Source organism: Rhabdothermincola sediminis, assembly GCF_014805525.1.
GTDB lineage: Bacteria > Actinomycetota > Acidimicrobiia > Acidimicrobiales > Acidimicrobilacustridaceae > Rhabdothermincola > Rhabdothermincola sediminis.
In genome coordinates, this window is the sequence record NZ_JACFSZ010000004.1 from 19206 (window position 1) to 44592 (window position 25387).

Consider the following 25387-nt stretch of genomic DNA (forward strand, 5'->3'; position numbering starts at 1 on the left):
ATGGCGCCGCAGCGTGAGTGGTTCGAGAAGGACTACTACCAGATCCTGGGGGTGCCGGAGAGCGCGTCCCAGAAGGAGATCACGCGCGCCTACCGCAAGCTGGCTCGCGAGCTGCACCCGGACGCCAACCCGGACAACCCCAAGGCGGAGGAGCGCTTCAAGGAGGTGTCCGCGGCCTACGACGTCATCGGCGACGAGGCCAAGCGCAAGGAGTACGACGAGGTCCGCAAGCTCGGCCCACTCGGGGGCATGGGTTTCGGGGGTCCCGGCGGCGCGGGCGGGGCGACGTTCGACTTCGGGGCCACGGATCTCGGGGATCTGCTGGGCGGGCTGTTCGGCCGTGCCCGCCGCCCCGGCGGTCCCGGCCGGGGCACGGGCCCCCGACGGGGCGCCGATCTCGAGACGGACCTGCACCTGTCGTTCCGCGAGGCCGTGAAGGGCGTCACCACGACCGTTCCCCTCGTCAGCGATGCGCCCTGCTCGACCTGCCACGGCTCGGGCGCTCGCCCGGGCAGCGCCCCTCAGATCTGCCCGCAGTGCCACGGGCGTGGAGTCCTCGAGGAGAACCAGGGCCTGTTCTCGTTCTCCACTCCCTGCCCGGCCTGCGGCGGTCGGGGGACGATCATCGCCGACCCCTGCCCGACCTGCTCGGGGACCGGCGTGGAGCGTCGACGTCGGGAGGTGCGGGTCCGCATCCCGGCCGGGGTCGACGACGGCCAGCGCATCCGCCTGAAGGGTCGCGGTGGCCCGGGCCGTAACGGCGGGCCGCCGGGAGATCTCTTCGTCCGGGTGCACGTGGAGCGCGATCCGCTCTTCGGGCGGGCCGGTCGCAACCTCACCCTGACCGTGCCCATCACCTTCGACGAGGCGGCGCTCGGCACTCGCCTGACGGTGCCGACGCTCGACGGTGAGAAGGTGACGTTGAAGATCCCAGCGGGCACACCGTCGGGCAAGGTCTTCCGGGTGAAGGGTCGTGGGGTACCGGACCGCAAGGGCGTCGGTGACCTGCTGGTCACGGTGCAGATCGCGGTGCCCACCAAGCTCTCGCCCGAGCAGCGCGAAGCCGTGGAGGCCTTTGCGGCGGCGTCCTCGGGGTCTCCGCGCGAGCACCTGGGGGTGTGAGTCATCATGAAGGACATGAGGCGGAGGGGTGACCGATGAGCGCCGGCCGCGCCGGCCGTCGCGCGGATGGCCGAGCCGTCTACGTCATCTCGGTGGCGGCCGAGCTCGCCGGCGTGCACCCGCAGACGCTTCGCATCTACGAGCGCAAAGGCTTGCTGGAGCCGGCCCGCACCGAGGGTGGCAGCCGCCGCTACAGCGACGAGGACATCCGCCTGCTGCGCCGCATCCAGGACCTCACCGACGAGGGCCTCAACCTGGCCGGCGTGAAGCGGGTGCTCGAGCTGGAGGCCCGGATCGCCAGGCTCGAAGCCGAACTCGAGGAGGTGCGCCGCGAGGCCCACGCGGCCGTCGAGCGCACCCACAAGCAGTACCGGCGCGAGCTGGTGCCGATGCGCCAAGCGGTCGTGCGCTTCGGTGACGCTCGCCGCATCTTCGGGACGGGCTGATCCCGCAGCCCCGGAAGGGTCGGGCGCTCGGCGACCGAGGCCGGGCCGTCAGGCGTCGGCCAGCGATGACAGCGACACCGCGAAGTTGCCCGCGGGGTCGGTGAACCAGCGATCGAGTCGCAGGCCTGCAGACGCCAGTTCGGCGGTCACCCCGGCGCGGCGGAACTTGGCGCTGATCTCGGTGCGCATCAGCTCGCCGGCCGTGAACGGCACTTCGAGGTCGAGCGCGGCGATCCTCACGGTCTGCCCGCGGGTGGACCGGAGGTGCATCTCGATCCACTCGGCGCCGGGGTCGAAGAAGGCCACGTGCTCGAACGCATCGAAGTCGAAGTCGGCCACCAGCTCCCGGTTCAGGACCCGCAGCAGGTTGAGGTTGAACTCGGCGGTGACACCCTGGGGATCGTTGTAGGCGCGCTCGAGGCGCTCGGGGTCTTTCACCAGATCGGTGCCGAGCAGCAGTGAGTCGCCGGGACCCATCACCCCGGCCAGTTCGGACAGGAACTGCCTGCGCTCGAGCGGGGCGAAGTTCCCGATGGTGCTGCCGAGGAAGGCGATCATCCGCCGGCCGTCTCGGGGAAGCGCGGCGAGGTGGCGTTCGAAGTCCCCCACGACCCCGTGGACCTGCACGCCCGGGTAGTCCTGGATGATCGCGTCCGCGGCGGCGCGCAACGTGGACTCGTTCACCTCGAACGGCACGAACCGCTCGAGCCGACCTTCCCGCACCATGGCATCGAGCAGGGTGCGGGTCTTGTCCGAGGTGCCTGAACCCAGCTCGACGAGGGTGTCCGCCGCACTGGTGGCGGCGATCTCGGGGGCGCAGGCCCGCAGGATCGAGCGTTCGGTCTCGGTGGGGTAGTACTCGGGAAGGCGGGTGATGGCGTCGAACAGCTCGCAGCCCCGGTCGTCGTAGAACCACTTGGGTGGCACCGCCTTGGGCATGGCGGTCAACCCGGTGCGGACGTCGTCCCGCAGGGCCCGAGCCAGATCGGCAGGCGAGAGCAGCACTTCGATCTGCGGTCCCGCGCTCACCAGCGGTCCTCCCTGACGCAGCGGTCGGCGACGGTCAGCACGGTGCCGTCGGGTACCGGGGTCCATGCTCGGTCGTCGAGCGGTTCTGACGAGACGGTCACGCCGTCGCCTTGATGGACGTAGAGCGTCGTGCCGAGCCGGGTGGCGACCAGCGCCTCGGGGGTCATCAGCAACACGTTGTACCGGCCGCCCAGCTCGTGTTCGATCTCGGCCAGCACCCCGACGGCTTCGTTGGGCGGTTCGCCGGCTGCCAGGCGATCGAGCACCAGGGCGAACAGCACCTCGCTGTCGGTGTCACCCTCCACCATCGCCGCCCGCTCCGGCGAGAGTCGCGACCGCAGCAGGTCAGCCACCCCGTCGTGGAAGCCGGGCACGAACCCGTTGTGCGCGAAGAACGTGGCTGCGCCGTCCCAGAACGGGGCGCTGCCCGTCGGGTGCGTGGCGGCGCCGGGCGTCTTCTGGCGCACGTGCACCAGGAACCGCCCCGACGACACGGCTCGCAGGAGCTCCTGGCCCGAGACGTCCTCGGTCATGGGGAGCGCGCTGCGGTAGCGCCGGCCCTCGCCGGTGCCCTCGTTCCAACCGAACCCCCACCCGTCGAGGTTGTCACAGCCCCAGGGCATCTCGCGTGCCGCCTCGCACTGCACGAGCAGCGAGTGCGGTGCCTCCAACGCGACCCCGGCGAGCGGGCGGGCGGGACCCCAGTAGGCGGCGTGACGGCACACGGTCGCTCAGGCGTCCCGGGCGCAGCGGAATCCGGCGAAGATCTGCCGGCGGATCGGGTGGTCCCAGTTTCGAAAGGTGCCCCGCACCGCGAGCGGATCGGCCGCCCACGAGCCACCGCGGAGCACCTTGTAGTCCCCGCCGAAGAACACCTCCGAGTACTCAGGGTACGGGAACATCTCGTAGCCGGGGTACGGGACGAAGTCCGAGGAGGTCCACTCCCACACGTCGCCGATGAGCTGGTGGACCCCCGCTGCGCTGGCGCCTGAGGCCGTCGTGCCTGCTGGACAGGGCCCGTCGACGTGACAGCCCAGGTTGGCCCGGTCGGGGTCGGGGTCCTGGTCGCCCCACGGGTAGCGGGCCTTGGTGCCGCCGGGGTGCCAGGTGGCCGCCTTCTCCCACTCGGCCTCGGTGGGGAGGCGCTTGCCGGCCCAACGGGCGAAGGCGTCCGCCTCGAACCAGCACACATGCTGCACGGGGTCGTCGAGGTGCTCGGCGAGGTCGATCCTCCGGCCGAAGCGCAGGATCGACCAGGAGTTCGCCCCGTCACGCTGCCAAAACAGAGGATGCTCGAGCCCCTGTTCGCAGCGGAACGCCCAGCCCCGGGGGTGCCAGAGCTGCTCGTGCTGGTACCCCCCGTCGTCGATGAAGGCCAGGAAGTCCCGGTTGGTGACGAGGGTGCGGTCGAGGTGGAACGGAGGGACCTCGACCAGGTGGACCGGCCGCTCGTTGTCGTAGCTCCAAGGCTCGGAGGTGGTGCCCATGACGAACGGTCCACCGTCGATGAGCACCTCGCCGCTCGGGACGCGGGCCCGCTGGCCGAGCACCGGTCGGGCCCCGGGGACGCCGGGCGCCCGCTCCCCCATGAGCTGCCGGGTGGCGAGCATGGTCTCGTCGTGCTGGTGCTCGTGCTGGAGCACCATGCCGTAGACGTACCCGCCGCGAAGCAGCTCTGGTGCGTCCAGCTCGTCGACGGTCGCCAGCAGCCCGAGCGTCTCCTCGCGAACCGTCGCCAGGTAGGAGCGCGCGGCGACCGGATCGAGCAGCGGGAGGGTAGGTCGAGTCGAGCGTGGGTGCTCGAACGCGTCGTAGAGCCAGTCGATCGTCTCGTCGAGGGGTGGGCGACCGTCGAGTGCCCGTAGCAGCCACCGCTCCTCGTAGTTCCCCACGTGGGCCAGGTCCCACACCAGCGGGGACATGATCGGCGAGTGCTGCGCGCACTGGTCGCCGTCGCTCAGGTCGTCGACCAGCGAGAGCGTGCGCGCCCGTGCCCGGGCCAGCTCGCGCCTGATCGCATCCCGGTCGAAGCGCGAGGTCACGGCAGCACCGCCGAGAGGTCGAGGTCCTCCGCGTAGGGCACCGGTGAGGCTCGCGGCGGCCAGAAGGTGCCGTCCCGGTGCCAGGCATCGAGACGGTCATCGGCGGGTGAGCGCCCTCGAGCCACCCAGCGGTCGTGATAGGCCGCCGCCACGCCGGCCAGGGTGTCGGCCCGCTGGCGCTCCAGCGACTCGATGGCCAGCTCGAAGCACTGGCGCGCGGCCGACGCGAGGAGTGGATGGCCGAGTCCGAGTTGGGCGGCCTCGAGCCACAGGCCAGCGGTGCCGGCAACCGCCTCGCCGGCCGCCGCCGCGGTGTCGGGGTCGTCGAGCAGGGCCACCGCCACGGCGGTGGCCACGTGCCAGAACGGGGTCGGCAACGCGTCGAACATCCGCAGTTCGAGCCAACCCTTCGGGCGGACCGGGGGGAACAGTGTCGTGAGGTGGTACACGAGGTCGTCGATGGTGGGGAACCCGAGCTCATGGCCCTGATCGAGCCACTGGCCGAAGCTCATCGGGCGGCGCAGTGCCTGGAAGTCGTCGTCGCCGACCCGGATGAGCATCACCCGGGCATCGAGGGCGTAGCGGAGCCAGCGTTCGGCTGGGTCGCCGTCGATCGGGACGGGCGCCGACCGGGACGGGTCGAGCGTCCACCAGGTGCGCAGCCGGCTCGACTGCCAGCCGGTCGGTGCGCCGTCGGCGAACGGCGAGTTGGCGAAGGCGGCGATCAACGCGGGGCCGATCTGGTGGGCCAGCCGCCAGCGCTCCACCTGTTGTGCCGGATCCCCCAGGCAGAGGTTGATCTGCAGGGCGGCGGTGTTGCACATCATCGTGCGCCCGGCCGGCCCCAGGGCGTCGAAGTAGGACTCCATGGCCCGGTACCGGGGCGCGGTGACCACCCGTTCAGGGGCTCGCGTGGGGTCCTGCCCGAGGGCCACGAGCCCGATGCCGCGGGCCGTGCAGGCCTGGTCGAGGACGAGCAGGTCCGCGGCGGCTGCCGCGCAGGCCAGCGCCGCGTCGGGGAAGGGGGAGGTGCTCAACTCGATCTGACCGCCGGGTTCAAGCGAGAGGTGCCCGCCGGTGATGCCCGGGCTCGCCTCGGCGATGACGGCTTCGGCGTCCTCCAGCCGTAGCCGCCGGCCGGATGGGTCGAGGGTGAGCCATTCGAGCTCCAGCCCGACGGTCGTGGCCCGCCGGCCCTCGGCGAAGTCGTGCTCGCGGCAGTGGCGGGCGACCTGGTCTCGGCTCAGGCAGCGCTGCGGAGCGGGCATCAGTCCCTCCGGCCGGTCCGTGGAGGAGGAGGGGTGGTTGGGGTACGGGATGGGCAATGGTGCATCGCTCGATCCTCCATGCCCTCGATGGGCCGGCTCGGCACCCGGCTGATCGCGTGGTCACGGTACCGGGTGGGACCGGGGATGTCTCTGTTGGGAGGTGGGGCGGCAAGCGGATCGTGGGCGGCGGGAATGGATGAGCTCGCCGTAAAGTTGATACACTTGCTATCAAGTTTTCTGAGTCATTCCTCTCGGCACCTGCCGGTGCCGCCATCCGTCACCACAGGAGCACCGAGATCCCATGCCCCTTGACCCGAACCGCTGGACCCTCAAGACCCAGGAGGCCTTCAACACCGCCCTGAGCGCGGCCCGAGGCAACAGCAACCCCGAGGTCACGCCCGACCACCTCCTGCTGGCACTGCTCTCCCAGGAGGAAGGGGTGGTCCTGCCGATCCTGCAGCGGGTCGGGGTGGCGCCGTTGACCCTGCGTAACCGGGCGGAGGAGGCGGTGGCGAAGCTGCCGAAGGCCTACGGCGGCGAATCCCGGCTCGGCCGCCAGCTCACGGAGCTGCTCGACGCGGCGGATCGCCAGCGCGCCGAGCTGCGCGACGAGTACCTCTCCACCGAGCACCTGCTGCTCGCACTGGCGGACCACATCGGGGTGGACCGGGAGGATCTGCTCGCCGCGCTGGCCCAGGTCCGGGGCAGCCACCGGGTCACCAGCCAGAACCCGGAGGAGCAGTACCAGGCGCTGGAGCGCTACGGGCGGGACCTGACCGAGGCCGCGCGGGCCGGCAAGATCGACCCGGTCATCGGCCGTGACGACGAGATCCGCCGGGTCATCCAGGTGCTCAGCCGACGTACGAAGAACAACCCGGTGCTCATCGGTGAGCCGGGCGTGGGCAAGACGGCGATCGTGGAGGGTCTGGCTCGGCGCATCGTCGAGGGGGACGTCCCCGAGAGCCTGCGCAACAAGCGGCTGATCGCGCTGGATCTCTCGTCGATGGTGGCCGGCGCGAAGTACCGAGGCGAGTTCGAGGAGCGGCTGAAGGCGGTGCTCAAGGAGATCACCGACTCCGAGGGCGAGGTCATCACCTTCGTCGACGAGATGCACACCATCGTCGGTGCCGGCGCGGCCGAGGGCGCGATGGATGCCGGGAACATGATCAAACCGATGCTGGCCCGGGGCGAGCTGCGGATGATCGGCGCCACGACCCTCGACGAGTACCGCAAGTACGTCGAGAAGGACCCCGCGCTCGAGCGGCGGTTCCAGCCGGTGTACGTGGACCAGCCCTCGGTGGAGGACACCATCGCCATCTTGCGAGGCCTCAAGGAGCGCTACGAGGTGCACCACGGGGTGCGCATCCAGGACGCGGCACTGGTGGCCGCGGCGGTCCTCTCCGACCGCTACCTCACCGGCCGGTTCCTGCCCGACAAGGCCATCGACCTGATCGACGAGGCCGCCAGCAAGCTGCGCATCGAGATCGACTCGATGCCGACCGAGATCGACGTGGTCGAGCGGCGTATCCGCCAGTTGGAGATCGAGCGCGTGGCCCTCGCCAAGGAGACCGACCCCGCCTCCCAGGAGCGGCTCGCCGCCCTCGACGAGGAGCTCGCCAACCTCCGCGAGCAGGCCGCGGGTATGAAGGCCCACTGGCAGTCCGAGAAGGAAGCGATCACCCAGATCCAGGCCCTCAAGGAGCAGCTCGAGAACAAGCGGCTGGAGCTCGAGCGGGAGACCGATCTCGAGCGCGCCGCCGAGATCCGCTACGGGCAGATCCCCGAGCTCGAGCGGCAGGTCGCCGAGGCCAGCAAGCGGCTCGAGGACCTGCAGTCCCAGCAGAAGATGCTCAAAGAGGAGGTCGACGAAGAGGACATCGCCGAGGTCGTCAGCCGCTGGACCGGGGTTCCGGTCAGCCGGCTCATGGAGGGCGAGATGGCCAAGCTCGTCCGGCTGGAGGACGTCCTGCACGAGCGGGTCATCGGTCAGGACGAAGCGGTGACCGCGGTGGCGAACGCCATCCGCCGGAGCCGAGCCGGGCTCTCCGACCCGCACCGACCCATCGGCACGTTCCTCTTCATCGGCCCGACCGGTGTCGGCAAGACCGAGCTGGCCCGCTCGTTGGCGGACTTCCTGTTCGACGACGAGCGGGCGATGGTCCGCATCGACATGTCGGAGTACATGGAGAAGCACGCGGTGAGCCGCCTCATCGGTGCACCACCGGGCTACGTCGGCTATGAGGAGGGCGGCCAGCTCACCGAAGCGGTGCGCCGGCGCCCCTACTCGGTGGTGCTGCTTGACGAGATCGAGAAGGCGCACCCCGACGTGTTCAACGTGCTCCTACAGCTCATGGACGACGGGCGCCTCACCGATGGGCAGGGCCGCACGGTTGACTTCACCAACGTCGTGTTGATCATGACCTCCAACCTGCCGGGCGATCCGCGGGACTTCTTCAAGCCGGAGTTCATCAACCGGATCGACGACATCGTCCGCTTCCGGGAGCTCACCGAGGAGGACCTGAACCGCATCGTGCGCATCCAGCTCCGGGCGCTCGAGCAGCGACTCGCCGGCAAGCGCATCTCGCTGGTGGTCACCGATGCGGCGGCCGACGCCCTCGCTCGGGAAGGGTTCGATCCCGCCTACGGGGCCAGGCCGCTGAAGCGGGTGATCCAGCGCGAGCTGGGTGATCGCCTCGCGCTGGCGTTGCTCGAGGGCCGCTACTCGGAGGGCGACACGATCACTGTCGACGTGGATCCGTCCGGCGCCGTCGTGCTGAGCTGACAGCGCCGGCGGGGGGCCGCGGAAGGAGTGCCTGCCGCGGCAGGCCTGCGGCCGCCGCAGCACCTGCGGGCCGGACGCGGCAGGGTCGGGGACCCGTACCGACTACGCTTGCCGTGCAAGACGACGCCTCAGTTGAGGGGAGACACGCGTGCCTGCGACCGTCGTCGTCGGAACCCAGTGGGGCGACGAGGGCAAGGGGAAGTTCACCGATCTCGTCGCCAAGGAGATGCACCTCGTCGTCCGCTATCAGGGCGGGCACAACGCGGGGCACACCATCGTGGTCGACGGTGAGAGCTTCGCCCTCCAACTCGTGCCGAGCGGCATCCTCTACGACCACATCACCCCGGTGATCGGCAACGGGGTGGTGGTCGATCCGCGGGTCCTGCTCGACGAGGTCGACATGCTGGAGCGCAAGGGGGTCGACACCCGCCGGCTGAAGGTCAGCGGCAATGCCCATCTGATCCTCCCGTACCACCAGGAGATCGACCGGCTGACCGAGCGGCGCCTGGGGAAGAACAAAGTGGGCACCACCAAGCGCGGGATCGGCCCGGCGTACGCGGACAAGGCGGCGCGTGTCGGCCTGCGGGTGCAGGATCTGCTGGACCCGAAGATCTTCCGCCAGAAGCTCGACGTGGTCCTCAAGGAGAAGAACGCGGTGCTGGCCAAGGTCTTCAACCAGCTCCCGCTCTCCGCCGACGAGATCGCCGCCCAGTACCTCGAGGAGTGCGCTCCGCGCATGGAGCCGATGATCGGCGACACGGTCGCGCTGGTACACGAGGCGCTCGAGGCCGGCAGGCACGTCCTGCTCGAAGGGGCCCAGGCGACCTTCCTCGACCTCGATCACGGCACCTACCCGTTCGTGACCTCGTCGAACCCCGTGGCCGGCGGCGCCTGCACCGGCGCCGGCATTGGCCCCCGCTACATCGACCGGGTGATCGGGGTGGCCAAGGCCTACGTGACCCGGGTCGGCTCCGGGCCGTTCCCCACCGAGCTGCTCGACGAGGTCGGCGACCTGCTGGTCGAGCGTGGAGGCGAGTACGGCACCAACACTGGTCGTCGTCGCCGCACGGGCTGGTTCGATGCGGTGATGCTCCGCCACGCGGTACGCCTCAACTCGCTCTCCGAGCTGGCGCTGACCAAGCTCGACGTCCTCGACACGCTGCCCGAGGTCAAGGTGTGCGTGGCCTACGAGCTCGACGGTGAGCGCTTCGAGCACCTGCCGTACCACCAGTCCGTCCTCCACAAGGTGACCCCGATCTACGAGACGCTTCCCGGCTGGACCACCGATCTTTCGTCGGTCACCGAGCGTCGGCAGCTTCCGCCCCACGCGCTGGACTACGTGGCCTTCCTCGAACAGCAGGTCGGGGTGCCGATCCGGTTGGTGGGGGTCGGTCCCGGGCGCGACCAGTTCCTCCACTTCGCCGCATGAGAGCCGTCGTCGTCGGATCCGGTGGCCGGGAGCACGCGCTCGCCCACGTGCTGTCGCGCACGGCCGAGGTGGTGGTGACCCCGGGCAACGCCGGCATCCCCTGGTCGGTCGCCGCGCCGCCGGAAGACCTCGAGGCCGACCTGTTCGTCATCGGGCCAGAGGCACCACTCGTCGAGGGCCTCGCCGATCGCCTCCGCCGCCAGGGCAAGCGGGTCTTCGGTCCGGGAGCCGACGGTGCGCGACTCGAGGGCTCCAAGGCCTGGATGAAGGAGGTGCTGGTCTCCGCCGGGGTGCCGACCGCTCGGCACGGCACGTTCAGCGAGCCCGAGCCGGCGCTGGCCTTCCTCGAGAGCCTGCCGGGGCTGTACGTCGTCAAGACCGACGGTCTGGCGGCCGGCAAGGGTGTGGTGGTCACCGAGTCGCTGGCCGAGGCCCGCGAGACGGTGCGCGGCTACCTGTCGGGCGAGGCGTTCGGCGATGCCGGGCGCACCGTCGTGATCGAGGAGGGCTTGAGTGGCCCGGAGCTGTCGGTGCTCGCGATCTGCGACGGCCGTACCGCTGTGGCGCTAGAGCCCGCCCAGGACTTCAAGCGGGTCGGGGACGGCGACCGGGGCCCGAACACCGGCGGCATGGGTGCGTACTCACCGGTACCGGTGGCCGGTCCCGGGATGGTGTCCACGGTCATGGAGCGGGCCATCGAGCCGACGGTGGCAGCCCTGCGGGGCCGAGGCATCGACTACCGGGGCGTACTGTACGCCGGGCTGATGCTCACCGCCGAGGGTCCCAAGGTCTTGGAGTACAACGTCCGCTTCGGTGATCCCGAGACCCAGGTGGTGCTCCCCCGCCTCCGCAGTGATCTCGCGACCCTGCTGGCCGAGGCTGCCGATGGCTCGTTGCGGTCGATCCCCGAGTCCGACGACGGCGCCGCGGTCACGGTGGTCTGCGCGGCAGAGGGCTACCCGTCCGCCCCTCGCCTGGGGGACCCGATCAGCGGGATCGACGAGGCCAACGCGATCGAGGGCGTCACCGTGTTCGCGGCGGGGGTGCGCGCCGACGTCGGTGGGTTGGTCACCGCAGGTGGCCGGGTGCTGTCGGTCACCGGCCAGGGCCCGAACTTGGCGTCGGCGCGGGCCCGCGCCTATGAAGCCGTGTCGAAGGTGCGCTGGCGCGGGATGCACCATCGGACCGACATCGCCGAACGGGCAGCGAACGAGGAGATCGATCGATGAAGGTCGCCGTGCTGATGGGATCCGCGTCCGATCAGGACAAGATGCGCCCCGCATCCGAGACCCTGGCCCGCTACGGCATCGAGGCCGACGTGCGCGTGCTCTCCGCTCACCGGAACCCCGATCAGGTGGTCGAGCTGGTGTCGTCTGCCCGGGAGCAGGGCTACGTGGCCTTCATCTGCGGAGCTGGGATGGCCGCCCACCTGGCTGGTGTGGTGGCCGCGCACACCACGCTGCCAGTGGTGGGGGTGCCGCTGTCGGGAGGCGCGCTGAACGGCGTCGACGCGCTCTACTCGACGGTGCAGATGCCCAAGGGCATCCCGGTTGCCACCGTCGCGGTCGATGGGGCGATGAACGCCGCGTTGCTCGTGGTCGAGATGCTCGCCATCCGTGATGCGGAGTTGGCCGAGAAGCTGGCGGAGCACAGGCGGGAGATGGCGGGAGGGTGAGCGCGGCGAAGCCGTCGGGTCCGTGTTGTCGGTTCTCAGAACGCGACGCGTTCGCCGGAGCTCGGCAGGTGCTCCTCCAGCCAGTCCGGGGCCGCCGGCGCGCCCGGGCGGTCGGGGATCGACCAGTCCACCTCGACCGGCTTCACCTCCACCTTCTGCTTGGCCCTGGCTCGCTCCGCCTTCTGCCGCTCCTTGAGCCGCCGCTTGATCTCCCGCTTGGGTCGCGGAGGGTACGCCGCGTTCGATCGCACACCGGATGCGGCGAGCGCGCACGGCACGCAGTAGGGCGGTTGCTCGCGACCGAACGAGTAGACGAGGCACTCAGCGCAGAACTCGTAGCCACAGTTCCGGCACAGATCGACCGCCGCTTCGAACTGGTGGCGCATGCATCGCTCTTCCATACCGCTCGACCTCTCGGACCGGCTCCGGAACGTTCCTTCGGCGGCTGCTCACACGCAGCCGTCCCTCCATCTCCAGCTTCGACCAGTGACCGGTCCCTCTTTACGGTTCGACCTCGCTCCAGCCACAAATGGGCTGAATGGCCTATGCCGTGGCGGCCAGTGATGACGCTGCGTGGCGAGGGAGGCGGTCGGTGAGCGAGGTCCCCAACGTCCTGGCAGCCCGCTATGCCAGCCGGCCGTTGGTCGAACTGTGGTCTCCGCGCCAGAAAGTCGTGCTGGAGCGCGAGCTGTGGCTGGCCGTGCTGACCGCGCAACGTGATCTGGGAGTCGAGGTTCCCGACGAGGCCATCGAGGCCTACCGGGCGGTCATCGACCAGGTCGACCTCGAATCGATCGCCGAGCGGGAGCGTCGAACCCGCCACGACGTGAAGGCCAGGATCGACGAGTTCACCCAGCTCGCGGGCTACGAGCACATCCACAAGGGCATGACCTCCCGCGACCTGACCGAGAACGTGGAGCAACTGCAGGTGCGGCGCTCGCTGGAGCTGGTGCGGGACCGGGCGGTCGCCGCTCTCGCTCGCCTGGCCGAGCTCGCCGGTGAGCACGCCGCACTCGTCATGGCAGGGCGCAGCCACAACGTCCCCGCGCAGGCCACGACCCTCGGCAAGCGGTTCGCCAACGTCGGTGAGGAGCTGCTGGTGGCCTTCGAGCGGCTCGAGGCGCTCATCGAGCGGTATCCCCTGCGCGGCATCAAAGGACCGGTCGGCACCCAGCAAGATCAGCTCGAGCTGTTCGGTGGTGATGCCGCCAAGGTTGCCCAGCTCGAGCAGCTCGTCGCGCGTCACCTCGGTTTCGAGCGGGTGCTGGCCAACGTCGGCCAGGTCTACCCGCGCTCGCTCGACCTCGACGTGGTGTCCTGCCTTCTGCAGCTCGTGGCCGCGCCCTCGAGTCTGGCGCTCACCATCCGGTTGATGGCCGGCCACGAACTCGTCACCGAGGGATTCCGAGAGGGACAGGTCGGGTCGTCCGCCATGCCACACAAGATGAACACCCGATCCTGCGAACGCATCAACGGGCTGACCACTGTGCTGCGCGGCCACCTGACGATGGTGGCGGCCCTCGCCGGCGATCAGTGGAACGAGGGGGACGTCAGCTGCTCGGTGGTGCGACGGGTCGCGCTCCCCGATGCGTTCTTCGCCACCGACGGGGTGTTCCAGACTCTGCTCAACGTGCTCGAGGAGTTCGGCGTCTACCCCGCGGTCATCGAGCGTGAGCTGCGACGGTACCTGCCGTTCCTGGCCACGACCAAGGTCCTCATGGCGGCCGTCCAGCGCGGGGTGGGGCGGGAGCAGGCACACGAGGTCATCCGTGAGCACGCGGTGGCCACGGCACTGGCCATGCGACAGCAGGGTGCACAGGCCAACGATCTGCTCGACCGGTTGGCCGGCGACGATCGTCTCCGTCTGGCGCCGGCCGACCTGGAGGCGGTGCTGGCGGAACCGCTGGCGTTCGTGGGTGTCGCGCCGCAACAGGTGGCGGCCTTCATCGCAGCGGTCGAGCCGATCGTCAGCCGCTTTCCCGGCGCCACCGGATACCGACCGGACCCCATCTTGTGAGCAGGGCATCAGCGGAGGAGGACCCGTGACCGAGCTCAGACATCTCTACAGCGGCAAGGTCCGCGACATCTACGAACTGGACGAGGATCGCTTGCTGCTCGTCACCTCGGATCGGATCTCCGCGTTCGATGTTGTCATGGCCGAGCCGATCCCCGACAAGGGCCGGGTGCTGACCGCGATGTCGGCCTTCTGGTTCGAGCATTTCGCCGACGTGGTTCGCAGCCACCTGATCTCCACCGCGCTCGACGACCTTCCGCCTGAGTGTCGCAAGCCTGAGTGGGAGGGCCGCACGATGTTGTGCCGCCGCGCCGACATGCTGCCGATCGAGTGCATCGTTCGGGGCTATCTCACCGGGTCCGCTTGGAAGGAATACCGCAGCGCGGGAACCATGCATGGCACGCCACTGCCCGACGGGCTCCTCGAGTCCTCGCAGCTCCCGGAGCCGGTGTTCACCCCATCGACGAAGGCCGAAGAGGGGCACGACGTCAACATCTCGTTCGACGATGCCGTGGCTCTGGTCGGAGCCGAGCTGGCGGAGCGTGCCCGGGCCATCTCCCTCGAGCTGTACTCGAGGGGCGCAGCGTGGGCGGCGGAGCGCGGCATCATCATCGCCGACACCAAGTTCGAGCTCGGTCTCGTCGACGGCGAGTTGGTGGTGGCCGACGAGGTGCTCACCCCCGACTCATCCCGCTTGTGGCCCGCCGATCAGTGGCACCCAGGATCGGCTCCCCCGTCGTTCGACAAGCAGCCGGTGCGCGATTACCTCGACGCGCTCGACTGGGACAAGCAACCGCCGCCGCCCCCGCTGCCTGATGACGTGGTGAAGGCGACCCGCGACCGCTACGTCGAGGCCTACGAGCGCATCACCGGCCGGTCGTTCGATGATTGGCCCGGGGTGAGCCGGGTGGGAGACTGAGCGCATGCTGTTCTCGGTGCAGGTCGAAGTCCGGTTACGGGACGGGATCGCCGACCCGCAAGGCGCCACCATCGAACGGGCGCTTCCCACGCTGGGTTTCCCGGGGGTGCGTGACGTGCGGGTCGGCAAGAGCATCCGTTTCGTCATCGAGTCGGTGGATGAAGCCGCGGCGCGAGCCGAGGTGGAGGACATGTGCCGGCGGTTCCTCACCAATCCGGTCATCGAGGATTCGTCGATCCACCTGGAGCCGGTGGGGGTGACGACGGCGTGAGCGCCCGGGTGGGGGTGGTGCTGTTCCCCGGGTCCAACTGCGAGCAGGACGTCGTGGAGGCAGTGGAGGCCCTGGGTGGCCGAGCCGACATCCTGTGGCACGGCGATCCGTCGTTGCACGGCGTCGATGCGGTCGTGGTGCCCGGGGGCTTCGCCCACGGCGACTACCTGCGGCCGGGCGCCATCGCCCGCTTCTCACCGGTGATGTCAGCGGTGCGCGAGTTCGCCGACGCCGGTGGGCCGGTGGTGGGTATCTGCAACGGCTTCCAGGTGCTCACCGAGGCCGGGCTGCTGCCGGGCGCGTTGCAGAAGAATCGGGGACTCAAGTTCCTCTGTCGCATCGTGGAGCTGCGGGTCGAAACCACGAATTCGGTGCTGACGTCTGCGGGGGAGGCGGGTGCGGTGCTCCGGGTGCCGATCAACCACTTCGAGGGCAACTACACCTGCAGCCCGGAGACCCTGGCCGAGCTTCGGGGCGAGGACCGCGTGATCCTTCGTTATGTCGACAACCCGAATGGTTCGATCGACGACATCGCGGGTATCTGCTCGGCCGGGCGAAATGTGGTGGGGCTGATGCCTCATCCGGAGCGGGCGAGCCACCCGCTGCTCGGGAGCACCGACGGAGTGTCCTTGCTGCGCTCGTTGCTCGATGCGGCCGAACGGATGAGTTCGACCGCATCGAGCGGTGCTCTCAGGACGAGCCGCGGGTGATGCCGGCCGCCTGCAGCGTGGACGTGGGCACGCCGAGCTCGCGCCAGGCTGCGTAGCTGATCCCTTTTCGCTCCGAGTAGTCGCGGGCGACGGCCACGAAATCGGCTTCGAGCGCCGCGAGGTCGACCTTCTGATCGGCGGCCTCGAGCTGCTTCTGCAGGTTGAGACGCTCCTGCACGAGCTGCAGGCGCTTCAGCGGGTCGGCCGACGGCAGGGCACGTTCGATCTGCTCGAGCCGCTTTTGCATGGACTCGGTCGTCCGCTTGCGACCACGCTTGGGCTTGTTCGCCTCGAGGGCTTCGAGATATCGCCGGACCTTTCTTCCCTGTTCCCGCCCTTCTGCCAGCGCGGCCTTGTGGGTATCCGACATCTTCTTCGAGGCCTTCTTTGATGGTGGCATTTCACCATCGAAGCAGACCAGTCAATAGAGAGCAAGCACCCGGCGCCATACCAATTGGGGATCGTCACACGTGGTATGACCGATGGCTTGGCATGTCGAGGTGGGGACCCCACGCGGTCACCCGAGTGTCATCCCTCCAGCCAGCTCACCATCGTTCTGGCATGTCAAACGCGTGCTCGGGCACGCGTTTGACATGCCGGTTCGCTCGTGTCGCCGTCCTGGCATGTCAAACGCGTGCTGGGGCACGCGTTTGACATGCCGGTTCGGGAGGTGTCCGGTTCGGGAGGATGTCGCCGCTTTCGTCGCCCGCCGCCTTCGTGACCCCGGACGCCGGGGTCTCGGGCCGCGTCGGGGAGCCGGTAGCGTGCGGGCCAGGCGACGTCCGCGCACCGGGGAGCAGACATGGCTGAATCGATCCATCGCTCGTTGGGCCTGACCGACGGGGAATACGACGAGATCGTGCGCATACTCGGGCGGGAGCCGAACCACCTCGAGCTGGCCATGTACTCGGTCATGTGGTCGGAGCACTGCTCCTACAAGTCCTCTCGCATCCACCTGAAGCGGCTGCCGACCGAGGGTGAGGCGGTGCTGGTGGGACCGGGCGAGAACGCTGGCGTGGTCGACGTGGGCGACGGCATCGCGGCCGCCCTGCGCATCGAGAGCCACAACCACCCCTCCGCCATCGAGCCCTACCAAGGGGCGGCCACCGGGGCGGGCGGCATCCTGCGGGACATCTTCACCATGGGGGCTCGGCCGATCGCCCTCATGGACCCGCTGCGCTTCGGCTCCCTCGACGACGCCCGGAGCCGCTGGATCGCCGAAGGGGTGGTGAGTGGCATCTCCGGCTACGGCAACTCCGTGGGCGTGCCCACCGTGGGAGGCGAGACCGTCTTCGACGAGACCTACTCCGAGAACCCGCTGGTCAACGTGCTGTGCTTGGGGCTGCTGCCGGTCGACAGACTGGTCCTCGGCCAGGCGACGGGGGTCGGCAACCTCGCCGTGCTGCTCGGGGCGACCACCGGCCGTGACGGCATCGGTGGCGTCAGTGTGCTCGCCTCGGCGGGCTTCGGCGATGCCGAGTCGGATGCGGCGAAGCGCCCGAGCGTCCAGGTCGGCGACCCGTTCGAGGAGAAGCGCCTGATCGAGGCCTGCCTGGAGCTGCTCGACCGGGGTCTGGTCGTCGGTATCCAGGACCTCGGCGGCGCGGGGCTGACCTGCGCGACGAGCGAGACGGCGTCGCGCGGCGGCATGGGCATGGATGTCGACGTCCGGTCGGTGCCGCTGCGCGAGGAGGGTATGGCGCCCTTCGAGATCATGACCTCCGAGTCCCAGGAGCGGATGCTGGCCATCGTCGAACCGGAGCATCTCGACGAGGTCCTCGAGATCTGCAATCGCTGGGAAGTGCGGGCCAGCGTGGTCGGCAAGGTCACGCCCGGGCCTGCAACCGGGGCCCGCGACGGCGGCCGTCTCCGGATCCTCGACGGCTGGGATGGGGAGGTCCTCGCCGACATCCCCGCCGCCTCCCTCCATGAGGACGCCCCCCTCTACGACCGGCCGTGCACGGCGCCGGGCTCTTTCGACGAGAACCTCCGGGTGCGCTCGGCCGCGCCGCTGCCGGACTCCAAGGACCCGGCCGGTGACCTGCTCGATCTGCTCACCGACACCTCGTGGGTCTGGACCCAGTACGACCACCAGCTCTTCCTCAACACCGTCGAGGGTCCGGGCGGTGACGCCGTGGTGCTGCGCCTGAAGCACCCCCGCACCGGTGTCGACACCGGCCGGGGGCTCGCGCTCACCACCGACGGGAACCACCGTTGGTGCGCGGTGGACCCCCGCGCCGGGACAGCGCTGACCGTCGCCGAGTCGGTGATGAACCTGGCTTGCGTCGGGGCCCGCCCGGTGGCGGTGGTCAACTGCCTCAATTTCGGCAACCCCGAGCATCCCGAGGTGATGTGGCAGTTCTCCGAGGCGGTGGACGGCATGGCGGAGGCATGCCGTGCGTTCGGGCTGCCGGTGATCGGCGGGAACGTGAGCTTCTACAACGAATCCAGCGGCGCCGACATCGACCCCACCCCGGTCATCGGGATGCTCGGGTTGATCGATCGCCTCGACCGCCGGCCGCCCGGCGTGGGATTCGTCGAAGGGGGGCGCCTGCTCGTGGTCGGCGTCACCCAGCCTGAGCTGAGCGGCAGCGCGTGGGCGCGGGCCAAGGGACACCGTGGCGGGCACCTGCCTGCTCTCGACCACTCCCACCACCTGGCGGTGGCCGCGGTGGTGCGCACCCTGGTGGCCGGTGGCCTGCTGGCGGGGGTGCACGACGTGTCCGGCGGTGGCCTGGGGCTGGCCCTGGCGGAGATGGCGGTGCGCTCGGGCATCGGTTTCCAGGCGGCTCGGATCGCTGATCATCGGGAGCTGTTCAGCGAGTCACCGTCGAGGGCGGTGCTGTGCGTCGTCCCCGAGCTGGTGAGCGCGGTCGAGAACGTGTGCGCCGAGGCCGGCGTCCCGGTGCAGCGGGTCGGCGTGGCCACGGGCGACCGACTCTCGGTGAAGGGGTTGTTCGAGGTGGGCCTGGAGGAGGCGACCGGTGCGTGGCGAGACCGCCTCCCGGTCGCCCTGGGCTCAGGCACGACCCAGGGCTGAGGCCGCCTATGCTGGACGGGTGAGCCAGCCCGCCCATGACGCTCTCGCTGAGGACGGCGCGCTCTCCAGCTCCGACTGCGACGGCGACACGCCGAAGGAGGCGTGCGGCGTGTTCGCCGTGTACGCACCGGCTCAGCCGGTCGCCCACCTGTCCTACCTCGGTCTCTACGCCCTCCAGCACCGCGGCCAGGAGTCTGCCGGCATGGCGGTCAGCGACGGCCAGACCATCACCGTGGTGAAGGACATGGGGCTGGTGTCGAACGTGTTCGACGAGCGCACCCTGGCGGCTCTCGACGGCCACCTGGCCATCGGCCACACCCGGTACAGCACCACGGGTTCGAGTACGTGGCGCAATGCCCAGCCGGTGTATCGCGATGTGGGCGAGCACACGTTCGCACTGGGGCACAACGGCAACCTGGTGAACACGGAGGCGCTCGCCGAGGGAGCTGGCATGCTGCCCGGCACGGTGACCAGCGACAGCGACCTGGTGGCCGAGCTGGTCGCCGCCGAGCTGGCCCGGGAGCCCTACCAGTCCTCCGATGGCCGAGCCCTGGAGCGGGCGCTGACGAAGGTGCTGCCCAGGCTCCGCGGCGCCTTCTCGTTCGTCCTCATGGACGAAGGTCACGTCATCGGGGTCCGAGACCCCAACGGCTTCCGCCCGCTGTGCCTCGGCAAGCTGGACCACGGCTGGGTGCTCGCCTCGGAGACCCCTGCGCTCGACGTGGTGGGCGCCCACTTCGTCCGTGAGCTCGAACCGGGCGAGATGGTGGTCATCGACGCCACCGGCTGCCGGTCGGTCCGGGTGTTCCCGCAGGAGGAGATCGACCCGAAGCTCTGCCTCTTCGAGTTCGTGTACTTCGCCCGCCCCGACAGCATGCTGTACGGCCAAGGCGTGCATGCGGCTCGGGTTCGCATGGGCGAAGAGCTGGCCGACCAGGCTCCCGTCGAAGCCGACATGGTCATGGGTGTTCCCGAGTCGGGCCTGCCGGCGGCCGAGGGCTACGCACGGCGCAGCGGCATCCCCTTCGGTCAGGGGCTGGTGAAGAACCGCTACATCGGCCGCACCTTCATCGCGCCGAACCAGTCGATGCGCGCTCTCGGGGTGCGCATGAAGCTGAACCCCCTGCGTGAGAACATCGCCGGCAAGCGCCTGGTGGTGGTCGACGATTCGATCGTGCGCGGCACCACGACCCGGGCGATGGTGCAGATGCTGCGCGAAGCGGGGGCCAAGGAGATCCACCTGCGGGTGTCGTCGCCTCCCTACAAGTGGCCGTGCTTCTACGGGATGGACACCGGCCAGCGCGGCGAGCTCATCGCGGCGAGCCTGAGCGTGGAGGAGATCCGCGACTACATCGGCGCGGACACGCTCGCCTACCTGTCGCTCGATCGGCTCATCCACGCAACGGGTGCGGTGGGGGCGGGGTTCTGCACGGCATGTCTCACCGGTGTCTACCCGGTTGCGGTCCCCGACCAGCTCACGAAGACCGTGCTCGAGCCGGCGACGCTGGCCGCCCCCGAGCCGCAGGCGGTGACCCTCGGTGCGGTCTTCGAGTCCGATGTCGGCCTTCCCGCCAGGCAGGCGGCGGGCATCGAGGAGTGACACCCGCCGGGATGGGGGAGACCTACGAGTCCGCGGGCGTGAGCATCGACGCGGGCGAGGAGGCCGTCGAGCGCATCAAGGACAAGGTCCGCTCCACGTTCCGTGCCGAGGTGATCGGGGACATCGGTGGCTTCGGCGGGCTGTTCGCCTTCGACCCGTCCCGCTACCGCCAACCGGTCCTGGTCTCGTCCACCGATGGCGTGGGCACCAAGGCGCTGGTGGCCCGGGCCGCCGGCCGCTTCGACACCATCGGTGTCGACCTGGTCGCGATGTGCGTCGACGACCTGGTCTGCCAGGGTGCCGAGCCCCTCTTCTTCCTCGACTACATCGCGGTCGGCAGGCTCGACCCCGATCACATCGAGCAGCTCGTCGAGGGCGTGGCGGAAGGCTGCCGCCAAGCAGGGTGCGCACTCATCGGCGGTGAGATGGCCGAGCACCCCGGCGCGATGGAGCCCGGCGAGTTCGACCTCGTCGGTTTCGCCGTCGGGGTGGTCGATCGTGACCTGCTCGTCACCGGCGAGCGCATCGAGCGCGGCGACGTGCTCATCGGATTGCCGTCGACCAACCTGCGCTCCAACGGCTACTCGCTCGCTCGCCGCATCCTGTTCGAACGTGCGGGCCGAACGCTCACCGACCCCGCCTTCGACGGTGCGCACCACTCGGTCGCCGACGAGTTGTTGAAGCCTTCGGTGATCTTCGCGCCGGCGGTGCGGGCACTGATCGGGGCGGTCGATGTGCGGGGCGTGGCCCACGTCACCGGCGGCGGCATCCCGGGAAACCTGGCTCGGGTGCTCCCCGACAACGTCAGCGCCGTCGTCGAGCGGGGGGCCTGGGAGCCACCACCGATCTTCGCCGAGCTGCAGCGCCTCGGCGAGGTCAGCGATGCCGAGATGGCGAAGGTCTTCAACCTCGGCATCGGCATGATCGTCGTGGTGCGGGAGCAGGACGCGTACCGGTCACTCGATGTGCTGCGGTCGTTCGGGCACCGGGCGTCGATCATCGGCCAGGTCGTCGCCGGCGACGGCTCGGTCGAGCTCGTCTGAGCCCACCCCCGACCGTCTCCAGCCGAGGAGGTGCCCCCAGATCGGTCAGCCGTTCCAGTCGATGGCGCACCACTGGTGGCGGTGGCACGCGGGGCAGCGCATCCAGTGCGGGTGCCGGCGGGCCGGCAGCCAGACGGAGATGCTGAGCAGGCGGACGCCGACGTCGATGAGGCTCACCCGGGTGCGGGCCAGGCACGAGGAGCAGGCCACGACCACGGTGCCCACCTGCCTCGGGCCGCTGGAGTACAGCGCTGCTCGCCCTTCCTTCTGGTTCCCGGGACCGAGTTGATCGCGGGCGGCCTGGACCGGAGCGGAGAAGAGAGCGTGCTTGCCGGTGGGGTCCATGCGCCGGTCGCTGTGAGGCCTTCGAGTGCCGTCCACGGTCAGTGCACCGCGGCGGCGAGGAGTTGGGGAGCGAGCTCGCGGTAGGCACCGGCCACCTTCGAGGACGGCGCGTGGGTGAGGATCGACGCGCCGAGCGCGGGGGCTTCGGCGACGCGCACCGACTTGGGGACCGGCGGATCGAGCACCCGCAGGCCGTAGTGCTCGCGCACCTCGTCGACCGTGCGACCCGCCAGCTTGGTGCGCCCGTCGTACATGGTGGCGATCACACCCAGGATCCGCAGGTCCGGGTTGGTGTAGGCCCGTACGTCTTCGATGGTCTGGAGCAGCTGGCCGACGCCACGGTGGCTGAGCGTCTCGCACTGCAGGGGGACGAGCACGTCGTCGGATGCCGTGAGCCCGTTGATGGTGAGGATGCCGAGCGAGGGTGGGCAGTCGATCAGCACGACGTCGTAGTCGTGCTGCACCGACGAGAGCGCGCGGCGCAGCACGTACTCCCGGCCGGTGCGGGAGAGCAGGTGGATCTCCGCTCCGGCGAGATCGATCGATGACGGGAGGAGGTGGAGGTCACCGACCTTGTGCAGGGCCTCGGCGACGGAGGTTCGCTCGAGCATCACGTCGTGCATCGACAGCGGGAGCGAGTCCGGGTCGATGCCGTTGGAGAACGTGAGGCAGGCCTGAGGGTCGAGATCGGCCAGCAGCACGCGCTGTCCCTGCTCGGCGAGGGCGACGCCGAGCGCGTGCGCCGAGGTCGTCTTGGCGACGCCGCCCTTCTGGTTCGCCAACGCGATGACCCGTGCCATGTCTTCGGGAGTGTATGAGCGTCCCCTGGAGAATCACAGTGTGGAGGCGCGTTCTGAACGGCCCCGCGATCACGCTTGGTAGCGTCGACCGCGATGCGTGGTTCCGCCGAACATGACGCACTCGTCAGGCACCTGCTCGAGTACTCGGTCAAGCGCGGGACCTTCACGTTGAAGTCCGGTCGGGTCAGCAGCTGGTTCATCGACTCCAAGCAGACGATCTGCCGTCCAGAGGGCATCGCGTTGATCGCGGACCTGGCACTGCCGCTGATCGACGATGACGTCACCGCCATCGGAGGCTTGACCCTCGGGGCGGATCCGGTCGCCTACGGCGTCGCCGCCATCGGCGCCACCCGAGGCCGTCGGTTGCGGTCGTTCACCATCCGCAAGGAGGCCAAGGACCACGGCATCGAAGGGCGGTTGGCCGGGCCGCTGCTGCCGGGGGACCGGGTGGTCGTCACCGAGGACACGGTGACCCGCGGCACGTCGCTCCTGGAGGCCGCTCGGGTGGTCCGTGAGCTCGGCGCTGAGCCGGTTATGGCCTTGGCGGTGGTCGACCGGGGCGGCACCTGCGCGGCGATGGCCGCCGCCGAGGGGATCCGATTCGAGGCGCTGGTCACCGCACCGGAGCTGGGTTTCGACTACGAGGGCGGCTGAGGGACCGGTTGGGGAGCGACCGGGCGGCTCCGCTACCGTCGTGAGGGTGTCCGAGACTCCGACCGCTGCGTTCTCGCTCCGCATCCGCGTGCGCTTGGCCAACCAGCCTGGCACGCTCGGCCGGCTGGCGGTGGCGATCGGCGAGGTAGGGGGGAACATCGCCGCGCTCGAAGGTTTCGAGGCCAAGCAGAGCCACCTCGACGAGGACATCATCGTCAACTGCTCCTCCGAGGCTCACCAGCAGGCGGTGCTGGAGCACATCCGGGGTCTCGAAGGCATCGAGGTGCTGGAGTACGACGATCGCACCTTCGCCATGCACCAGGGAGGCAAGATCGAGGTCCTTCCGCTGATGGCCGTCGGCGACCGTGACGACCTCTCCATGGCGTACACCCCCGGCGTGGCGAGGGTGTGCAAGGCCATCGAGGCCGATCCGTCGCTGGCACACGAGCTGACGATCAAGAAGAACACCGTCGCCATCGTGAGCGACGGAACCGCGGTGCTCGGCTTGGGCAACATCGGCCCGCAGGCGGCCATGCCGGTCATGGAGGGCAAGGCGCTGCTCTTCAAGGAGTTCGCCGGTGTCGACGGGTTCCCCATCTGCATCGACACGTCCAGCGCGGACGAGATCGTCGAGACCGTCCAGCGCATCGCCCCCACCTTCGGTGGCATCAACCTCGAGGACATCGCCGCCCCGCAGTGCTTCGAGGTCGAGGAGCGACTCAAGGAGCTGCTCGACATCCCGGTCTTCCACGACGACCAGCACGGCACTGCGGTGGTGGTGCTCGCGGCGCTGAACAACGCCCTCAAGATCGTGGACAAGAAGATGGCCGACATCAGTGTGGTCATCGCCGGGGTGGGAGCCGCCGGGGTGGCGTGCGCCAAGATCCTGATGGAGGCCGGTGTCGCCCAGGTGGTGGGTGTCGACCGCAAGGGCGCGATCTGGGCCGGTCGCGACGACCTGAACCCGGCGAAACGCTGGTTCGCCGAGCACACCAACCCCGACAAGTTGCAGGGCACCCTCGCGCAGGTCCTGCCCGGGGCGGACGTGTTCATCGGCGTGAGCGGCCCGAACCTGATCACCCGTGACGAGCTGGCCACGATGGCCCACGATCCTGTGGTCTTCGCCCTCGCGAACCCCGACCCGGAGATCCGCCCGGAGCAAGCCGCGGGGATCGCGGCGGTGATCGCCACCGGGCGCAGCGATTACCCCAACCAGATCAACAACGTGCTCTGCTTCCCGGGCATCTTCCGTGGCGCCCTGGATGCCGGGGCTACTCAGATCACCGAAGGCATGAAGCTGGCCGCTGCCGACGCGATCGCCTCGGCGGTCGGCGACGGCGAGCTGGCGCCTGACTTCATCATCCCGTCGGTGTTCGACAAGCGGGTCGCTGTGCTCGTGGCTCGCGCAGCTGCCGAGGCCGCGGTGCGCGACGGAGTGGTGCGCCCAGCCCGCGCATGATCGGGCCCGTCGACGTCGTCACGTTCGACTTCTGGAACACGCTCGTCGTCGCGCAAACCCAGGGCACCCGTGAGCGGCGGCGCTCCTCCCTGCTCGCCGTGCTGATCGAGCACGGCTATGACGAGATCTCGGAGGAGACGCTCGACGGGGTGTTCGACCAGACGGTGCGAGCGTTCAACGAGGCCTGGCGCTCGAACCGGCAGTTCACCGCGCGCGATGCTGCTGAGCACGTGGTCGGGTCGCTGCCGCGCGACCTCTCGACTCAGGCCCGCCTGGCCCTCATCGAGGCATTCGTGGAAGCGGGCAGCGGTGTGGACGTCCAGCTCGCGCCCAACGTGGCGGCGACGCTGGCCACGCTCGACGACGCTGGTGTCCGGCTGGGCATCATCTGCGACGTGGGCATGACGCCCTCGACCGTGTTGCGCTCCTACCTCGAGCGCCATGGCGTGCTGCGCCACTTCGACCACTGGTCCTTCTCGGACGAGGTCGGGGTCTACAAGCCGGATCCTCTGATCTTCCGGCATGCACTCGAGGGGCTCGGCGAGGTCGATCCCTCCCGAGCGGCGCACGTCGGAGACCTGCGGCGCACCGACGTGCGGGGTGCGAAAAGCATGGGCATGACGGCCGTGCGATACCGGGGGGTGCAGGACGATGCCGGTGACGACGCGCACGAGATCGAGGCCGACCACGTGCTCGACGATCACGCGGAGCTGCCGTCGGTGCTGGGCCTCTAGGGGCC

General features: G+C 69.7%; 24 protein-coding genes. 16 read left to right on the forward strand and 8 right to left on the reverse strand.

Going from position 1 to position 25387, the window contains the following annotated elements:
- Together dnaJ and HZF19_RS04135 are read left to right on the forward strand one after the other, a co-directional pair.
- Complete coding sequence (gene dnaJ / locus HZF19_RS04130) at positions 1-1122, forward strand: molecular chaperone DnaJ (RefSeq protein ID WP_208027487.1); 1122 nt, start codon at positions 1-3, stop codon at positions 1120-1122.
- Between the two features lie 35 nt (positions 1123-1157).
- Positions 1158-1568: a heat shock protein transcriptional repressor HspR gene (locus tag HZF19_RS04135; protein WP_208027488.1), complete on the forward strand. Its 411-nt coding sequence runs from the start codon at positions 1158-1160 to the stop codon at positions 1566-1568.
- 48 nt (positions 1569-1616) lie between these two features.
- Here HZF19_RS04135 and egtD read toward each other — a convergent pair whose 3' ends face one another.
- From egtD to egtA, 4 genes are read right to left on the reverse strand one after another with little or no spacing between them, the layout of a single operon-like run.
- On the reverse strand, positions 1617-2600 hold the full coding sequence (gene egtD / locus HZF19_RS04140; RefSeq protein ID WP_372443436.1) for an L-histidine N(alpha)-methyltransferase: 984 nt from the start codon (positions 2598-2600) through the stop codon (positions 1617-1619).
- Positions 2594-3322, reverse strand: a complete 729-nt coding sequence (locus HZF19_RS04145) for a class II glutamine amidotransferase (RefSeq protein WP_208027490.1) — start codon at positions 3320-3322, stop codon at positions 2594-2596. Before HZF19_RS04145 ends, egtD begins: the two co-directional genes overlap by 7 nt.
- A 6-nt stretch (positions 3323-3328) precedes the next feature.
- Positions 3329-4639 carry an ergothioneine biosynthesis protein EgtB gene (egtB, locus tag HZF19_RS04150; protein WP_208027491.1) on the reverse strand — a complete coding sequence of 437 codons (1311 nt, stop codon included), beginning with the start codon at positions 4637-4639 and terminating at the stop codon, positions 3329-3331.
- Complete coding sequence (gene egtA, locus HZF19_RS04155; protein WP_208027492.1) at positions 4636-5907, reverse strand: ergothioneine biosynthesis glutamate--cysteine ligase EgtA; 1272 nt, start codon at positions 5905-5907, stop codon at positions 4636-4638. The genes egtB and egtA overlap by 4 nt, the downstream gene beginning before the upstream one ends.
- 301 nt (positions 5908-6208) lie before the next feature.
- Between egtA and clpB the strand changes: the two genes are divergently transcribed.
- From clpB to purE, 4 genes are all read left to right on the forward strand, one after another.
- Positions 6209-8689: an ATP-dependent chaperone ClpB gene (gene clpB, locus HZF19_RS04160; protein WP_208027493.1), complete on the forward strand. Its 2481-nt coding sequence runs from the start codon at positions 6209-6211 to the stop codon at positions 8687-8689.
- Positions 8690-8837: 148 nt separating this feature from the next.
- On the forward strand, positions 8838-10118 hold the full coding sequence (locus HZF19_RS04165; RefSeq protein ID WP_208027494.1) for an adenylosuccinate synthase: 1281 nt from the start codon (positions 8838-8840) through the stop codon (positions 10116-10118).
- On the forward strand, positions 10115-11347 hold the full coding sequence (gene purD, locus HZF19_RS04170) for a phosphoribosylamine--glycine ligase (protein WP_208027495.1): 1233 nt from the start codon (positions 10115-10117) through the stop codon (positions 11345-11347). The genes HZF19_RS04165 and purD overlap by 4 nt, the downstream gene beginning before the upstream one ends.
- Positions 11344-11793, forward strand: coding sequence for a 5-(carboxyamino)imidazole ribonucleotide mutase (gene purE, locus HZF19_RS04175; RefSeq protein WP_208027496.1), 450 nt, complete (start codon positions 11344-11346; stop codon positions 11791-11793). The genes purD and purE overlap by 4 nt, the downstream gene beginning before the upstream one ends.
- Positions 11794-11828: 35 nt before the next feature.
- Here the strand turns inward: purE and HZF19_RS04180 are convergent, their stop codons facing one another.
- Entirely contained in the window at positions 11829-12194 is a 366-nt protein-coding gene (locus HZF19_RS04180) for a hypothetical protein (RefSeq protein ID WP_208027497.1), read from the reverse strand.
- Between the two features lie 191 nt (positions 12195-12385).
- Here HZF19_RS04180 and purB point away from each other — a divergent pair, with 191 nt between their 5' ends.
- From purB to purQ, 4 genes are read left to right on the forward strand one after another with little or no spacing between them, the layout of a single operon-like run.
- The gene (purB, locus tag HZF19_RS04185; protein WP_307781135.1) at positions 12386-13810 is read left to right on the forward strand and encodes an adenylosuccinate lyase; all 1425 of its coding nucleotides are present in this window, start codon (positions 12386-12388) and stop codon (positions 13808-13810) included.
- Between the two features lie 25 nt (positions 13811-13835).
- Positions 13836-14726, forward strand: coding sequence for a phosphoribosylaminoimidazolesuccinocarboxamide synthase (locus HZF19_RS04190; protein ID WP_208027499.1), 891 nt, complete (start codon positions 13836-13838; stop codon positions 14724-14726).
- A 4-nt stretch (positions 14727-14730) separates the two neighbouring features.
- Positions 14731-14997 carry a phosphoribosylformylglycinamidine synthase subunit PurS gene (gene purS, locus HZF19_RS04195; protein ID WP_208027500.1) on the forward strand — a complete coding sequence of 89 codons (267 nt, stop codon included), beginning with the start codon at positions 14731-14733 and terminating at the stop codon, positions 14995-14997.
- Positions 14994-15707 carry a phosphoribosylformylglycinamidine synthase subunit PurQ gene (gene purQ, locus HZF19_RS04200; protein WP_208027501.1) on the forward strand — a complete coding sequence of 238 codons (714 nt, stop codon included), beginning with the start codon at positions 14994-14996 and terminating at the stop codon, positions 15705-15707. The genes purS and purQ overlap by 4 nt, the downstream gene beginning before the upstream one ends.
- On the opposite strand, the gene HZF19_RS04205 is transcribed toward purQ, so the two are convergent.
- Positions 15688-16107 carry a hypothetical protein gene (locus tag HZF19_RS04205; protein ID WP_208027502.1) on the reverse strand — a complete coding sequence of 140 codons (420 nt, stop codon included), beginning with the start codon at positions 16105-16107 and terminating at the stop codon, positions 15688-15690. The two genes, purQ and HZF19_RS04205, sit on opposite strands and share 20 nt — an antisense overlap.
- A gap of 402 nt (positions 16108-16509) precedes the next feature.
- Here HZF19_RS04205 and purL point away from each other — a divergent pair, with 402 nt between their 5' ends.
- Genes purL through purM form a run of 3 tightly spaced genes read left to right on the forward strand, consistent with a single transcriptional unit; the run spans position 16510 to position 21390 of the window.
- Positions 16510-18747 (forward strand): phosphoribosylformylglycinamidine synthase subunit PurL, encoded by a 2238-nt coding sequence (gene purL / locus HZF19_RS04210; protein ID WP_208027503.1) that lies wholly within the window; start codon positions 16510-16512, stop codon positions 18745-18747.
- 19 nt (positions 18748-18766) lie between these two features.
- On the forward strand, positions 18767-20347 hold the full coding sequence (gene purF / locus HZF19_RS04215; protein WP_208027504.1) for an amidophosphoribosyltransferase: 1581 nt from the start codon (positions 18767-18769) through the stop codon (positions 20345-20347).
- A gap of 11 nt (positions 20348-20358) precedes the next feature.
- On the forward strand, positions 20359-21390 hold the full coding sequence (gene purM, locus HZF19_RS04220) for a phosphoribosylformylglycinamidine cyclo-ligase (RefSeq protein WP_208027505.1): 1032 nt from the start codon (positions 20359-20361) through the stop codon (positions 21388-21390).
- A 45-nt stretch (positions 21391-21435) separates the two neighbouring features.
- Here purM and HZF19_RS04225 read toward each other — a convergent pair whose 3' ends face one another.
- Together HZF19_RS04225 and HZF19_RS04230 are read right to left on the reverse strand one after the other, a co-directional pair.
- On the reverse strand, positions 21436-21735 hold the full coding sequence (locus HZF19_RS04225; RefSeq protein WP_208027506.1) for a hypothetical protein: 300 nt from the start codon (positions 21733-21735) through the stop codon (positions 21436-21438).
- A gap of 38 nt (positions 21736-21773) precedes the next feature.
- Positions 21774-22535, reverse strand: coding sequence for a ParA family protein (locus HZF19_RS04230; protein WP_208027507.1), 762 nt, complete (start codon positions 22533-22535; stop codon positions 21774-21776).
- Positions 22536-22628: 93 nt separating this feature from the next.
- Here HZF19_RS04230 and pyrE point away from each other — a divergent pair, with 93 nt between their 5' ends.
- The 3 genes from pyrE to HZF19_RS04245 are packed head-to-tail and all read left to right on the forward strand — an operon-like array spanning position 22629 to position 25382.
- Positions 22629-23189 (forward strand): orotate phosphoribosyltransferase, encoded by a 561-nt coding sequence (pyrE, locus tag HZF19_RS04235; RefSeq protein ID WP_208027508.1) that lies wholly within the window; start codon positions 22629-22631, stop codon positions 23187-23189.
- Positions 23190-23235: 46 nt separating this feature from the next.
- Positions 23236-24648, forward strand: coding sequence for an NAD-dependent malic enzyme (locus HZF19_RS04240; RefSeq protein ID WP_208027509.1), 1413 nt, complete (start codon positions 23236-23238; stop codon positions 24646-24648).
- Positions 24645-25382 carry an HAD family hydrolase gene (locus HZF19_RS04245; RefSeq protein WP_208027510.1) on the forward strand — a complete coding sequence of 246 codons (738 nt, stop codon included), beginning with the start codon at positions 24645-24647 and terminating at the stop codon, positions 25380-25382. The genes HZF19_RS04240 and HZF19_RS04245 overlap by 4 nt, the downstream gene beginning before the upstream one ends.
- Positions 25383-25387 lie beyond the last annotated feature (5 nt).

Bases quoted from the DNA above. Each gene is read 5' to 3' on its own strand.
- dnaJ (WP_208027487.1), top strand. From the start codon at position 1: ATGGCGCCGCAGCGTGAGTGGTTCGAGAAGGACTACTACCAGATCCTG.
- HZF19_RS04135 (WP_208027488.1), top strand. From the start codon at position 1,158: ATGAGCGCCGGCCGCGCCGGCCGTCGCGCGGATGGCCGAGCCGTCTAC.
- egtA (WP_208027492.1), bottom strand. From the start codon at position 5,907: ATGCCCGCTCCGCAGCGCTGCCTGAGCCGAGACCAGGTCGCCCGCCAC.
- clpB (WP_208027493.1), top strand. From the start codon at position 6,209: ATGCCCCTTGACCCGAACCGCTGGACCCTCAAGACCCAGGAGGCCTTC.
- purD (WP_208027495.1), top strand. From the start codon at position 10,115: ATGAGAGCCGTCGTCGTCGGATCCGGTGGCCGGGAGCACGCGCTCGCC.
- purE (WP_208027496.1), top strand. From the start codon at position 11,344: ATGAAGGTCGCCGTGCTGATGGGATCCGCGTCCGATCAGGACAAGATG.
- HZF19_RS04180 (WP_208027497.1), bottom strand. From the start codon at position 12,194: ATGGAAGAGCGATGCATGCGCCACCAGTTCGAAGCGGCGGTCGATCTG.
- purS (WP_208027500.1), top strand. From the start codon at position 14,731: ATGCTGTTCTCGGTGCAGGTCGAAGTCCGGTTACGGGACGGGATCGCC.
- HZF19_RS04205 (WP_208027502.1), bottom strand. From the start codon at position 16,107: ATGCCACCATCAAAGAAGGCCTCGAAGAAGATGTCGGATACCCACAAG.
- purL (WP_208027503.1), top strand. From the start codon at position 16,510: ATGGCTGAATCGATCCATCGCTCGTTGGGCCTGACCGACGGGGAATAC.
- purM (WP_208027505.1), top strand. From the start codon at position 20,359: ATGGGGGAGACCTACGAGTCCGCGGGCGTGAGCATCGACGCGGGCGAG.
- HZF19_RS04225 (WP_208027506.1), bottom strand. From the start codon at position 21,735: ATGGACCCCACCGGCAAGCACGCTCTCTTCTCCGCTCCGGTCCAGGCC.
- HZF19_RS04230 (WP_208027507.1), bottom strand. From the start codon at position 22,535: ATGGCACGGGTCATCGCGTTGGCGAACCAGAAGGGCGGCGTCGCCAAG.
- pyrE (WP_208027508.1), top strand. From the start codon at position 22,629: ATGCGTGGTTCCGCCGAACATGACGCACTCGTCAGGCACCTGCTCGAG.
- HZF19_RS04245 (WP_208027510.1), top strand. From the start codon at position 24,645: ATGATCGGGCCCGTCGACGTCGTCACGTTCGACTTCTGGAACACGCTC.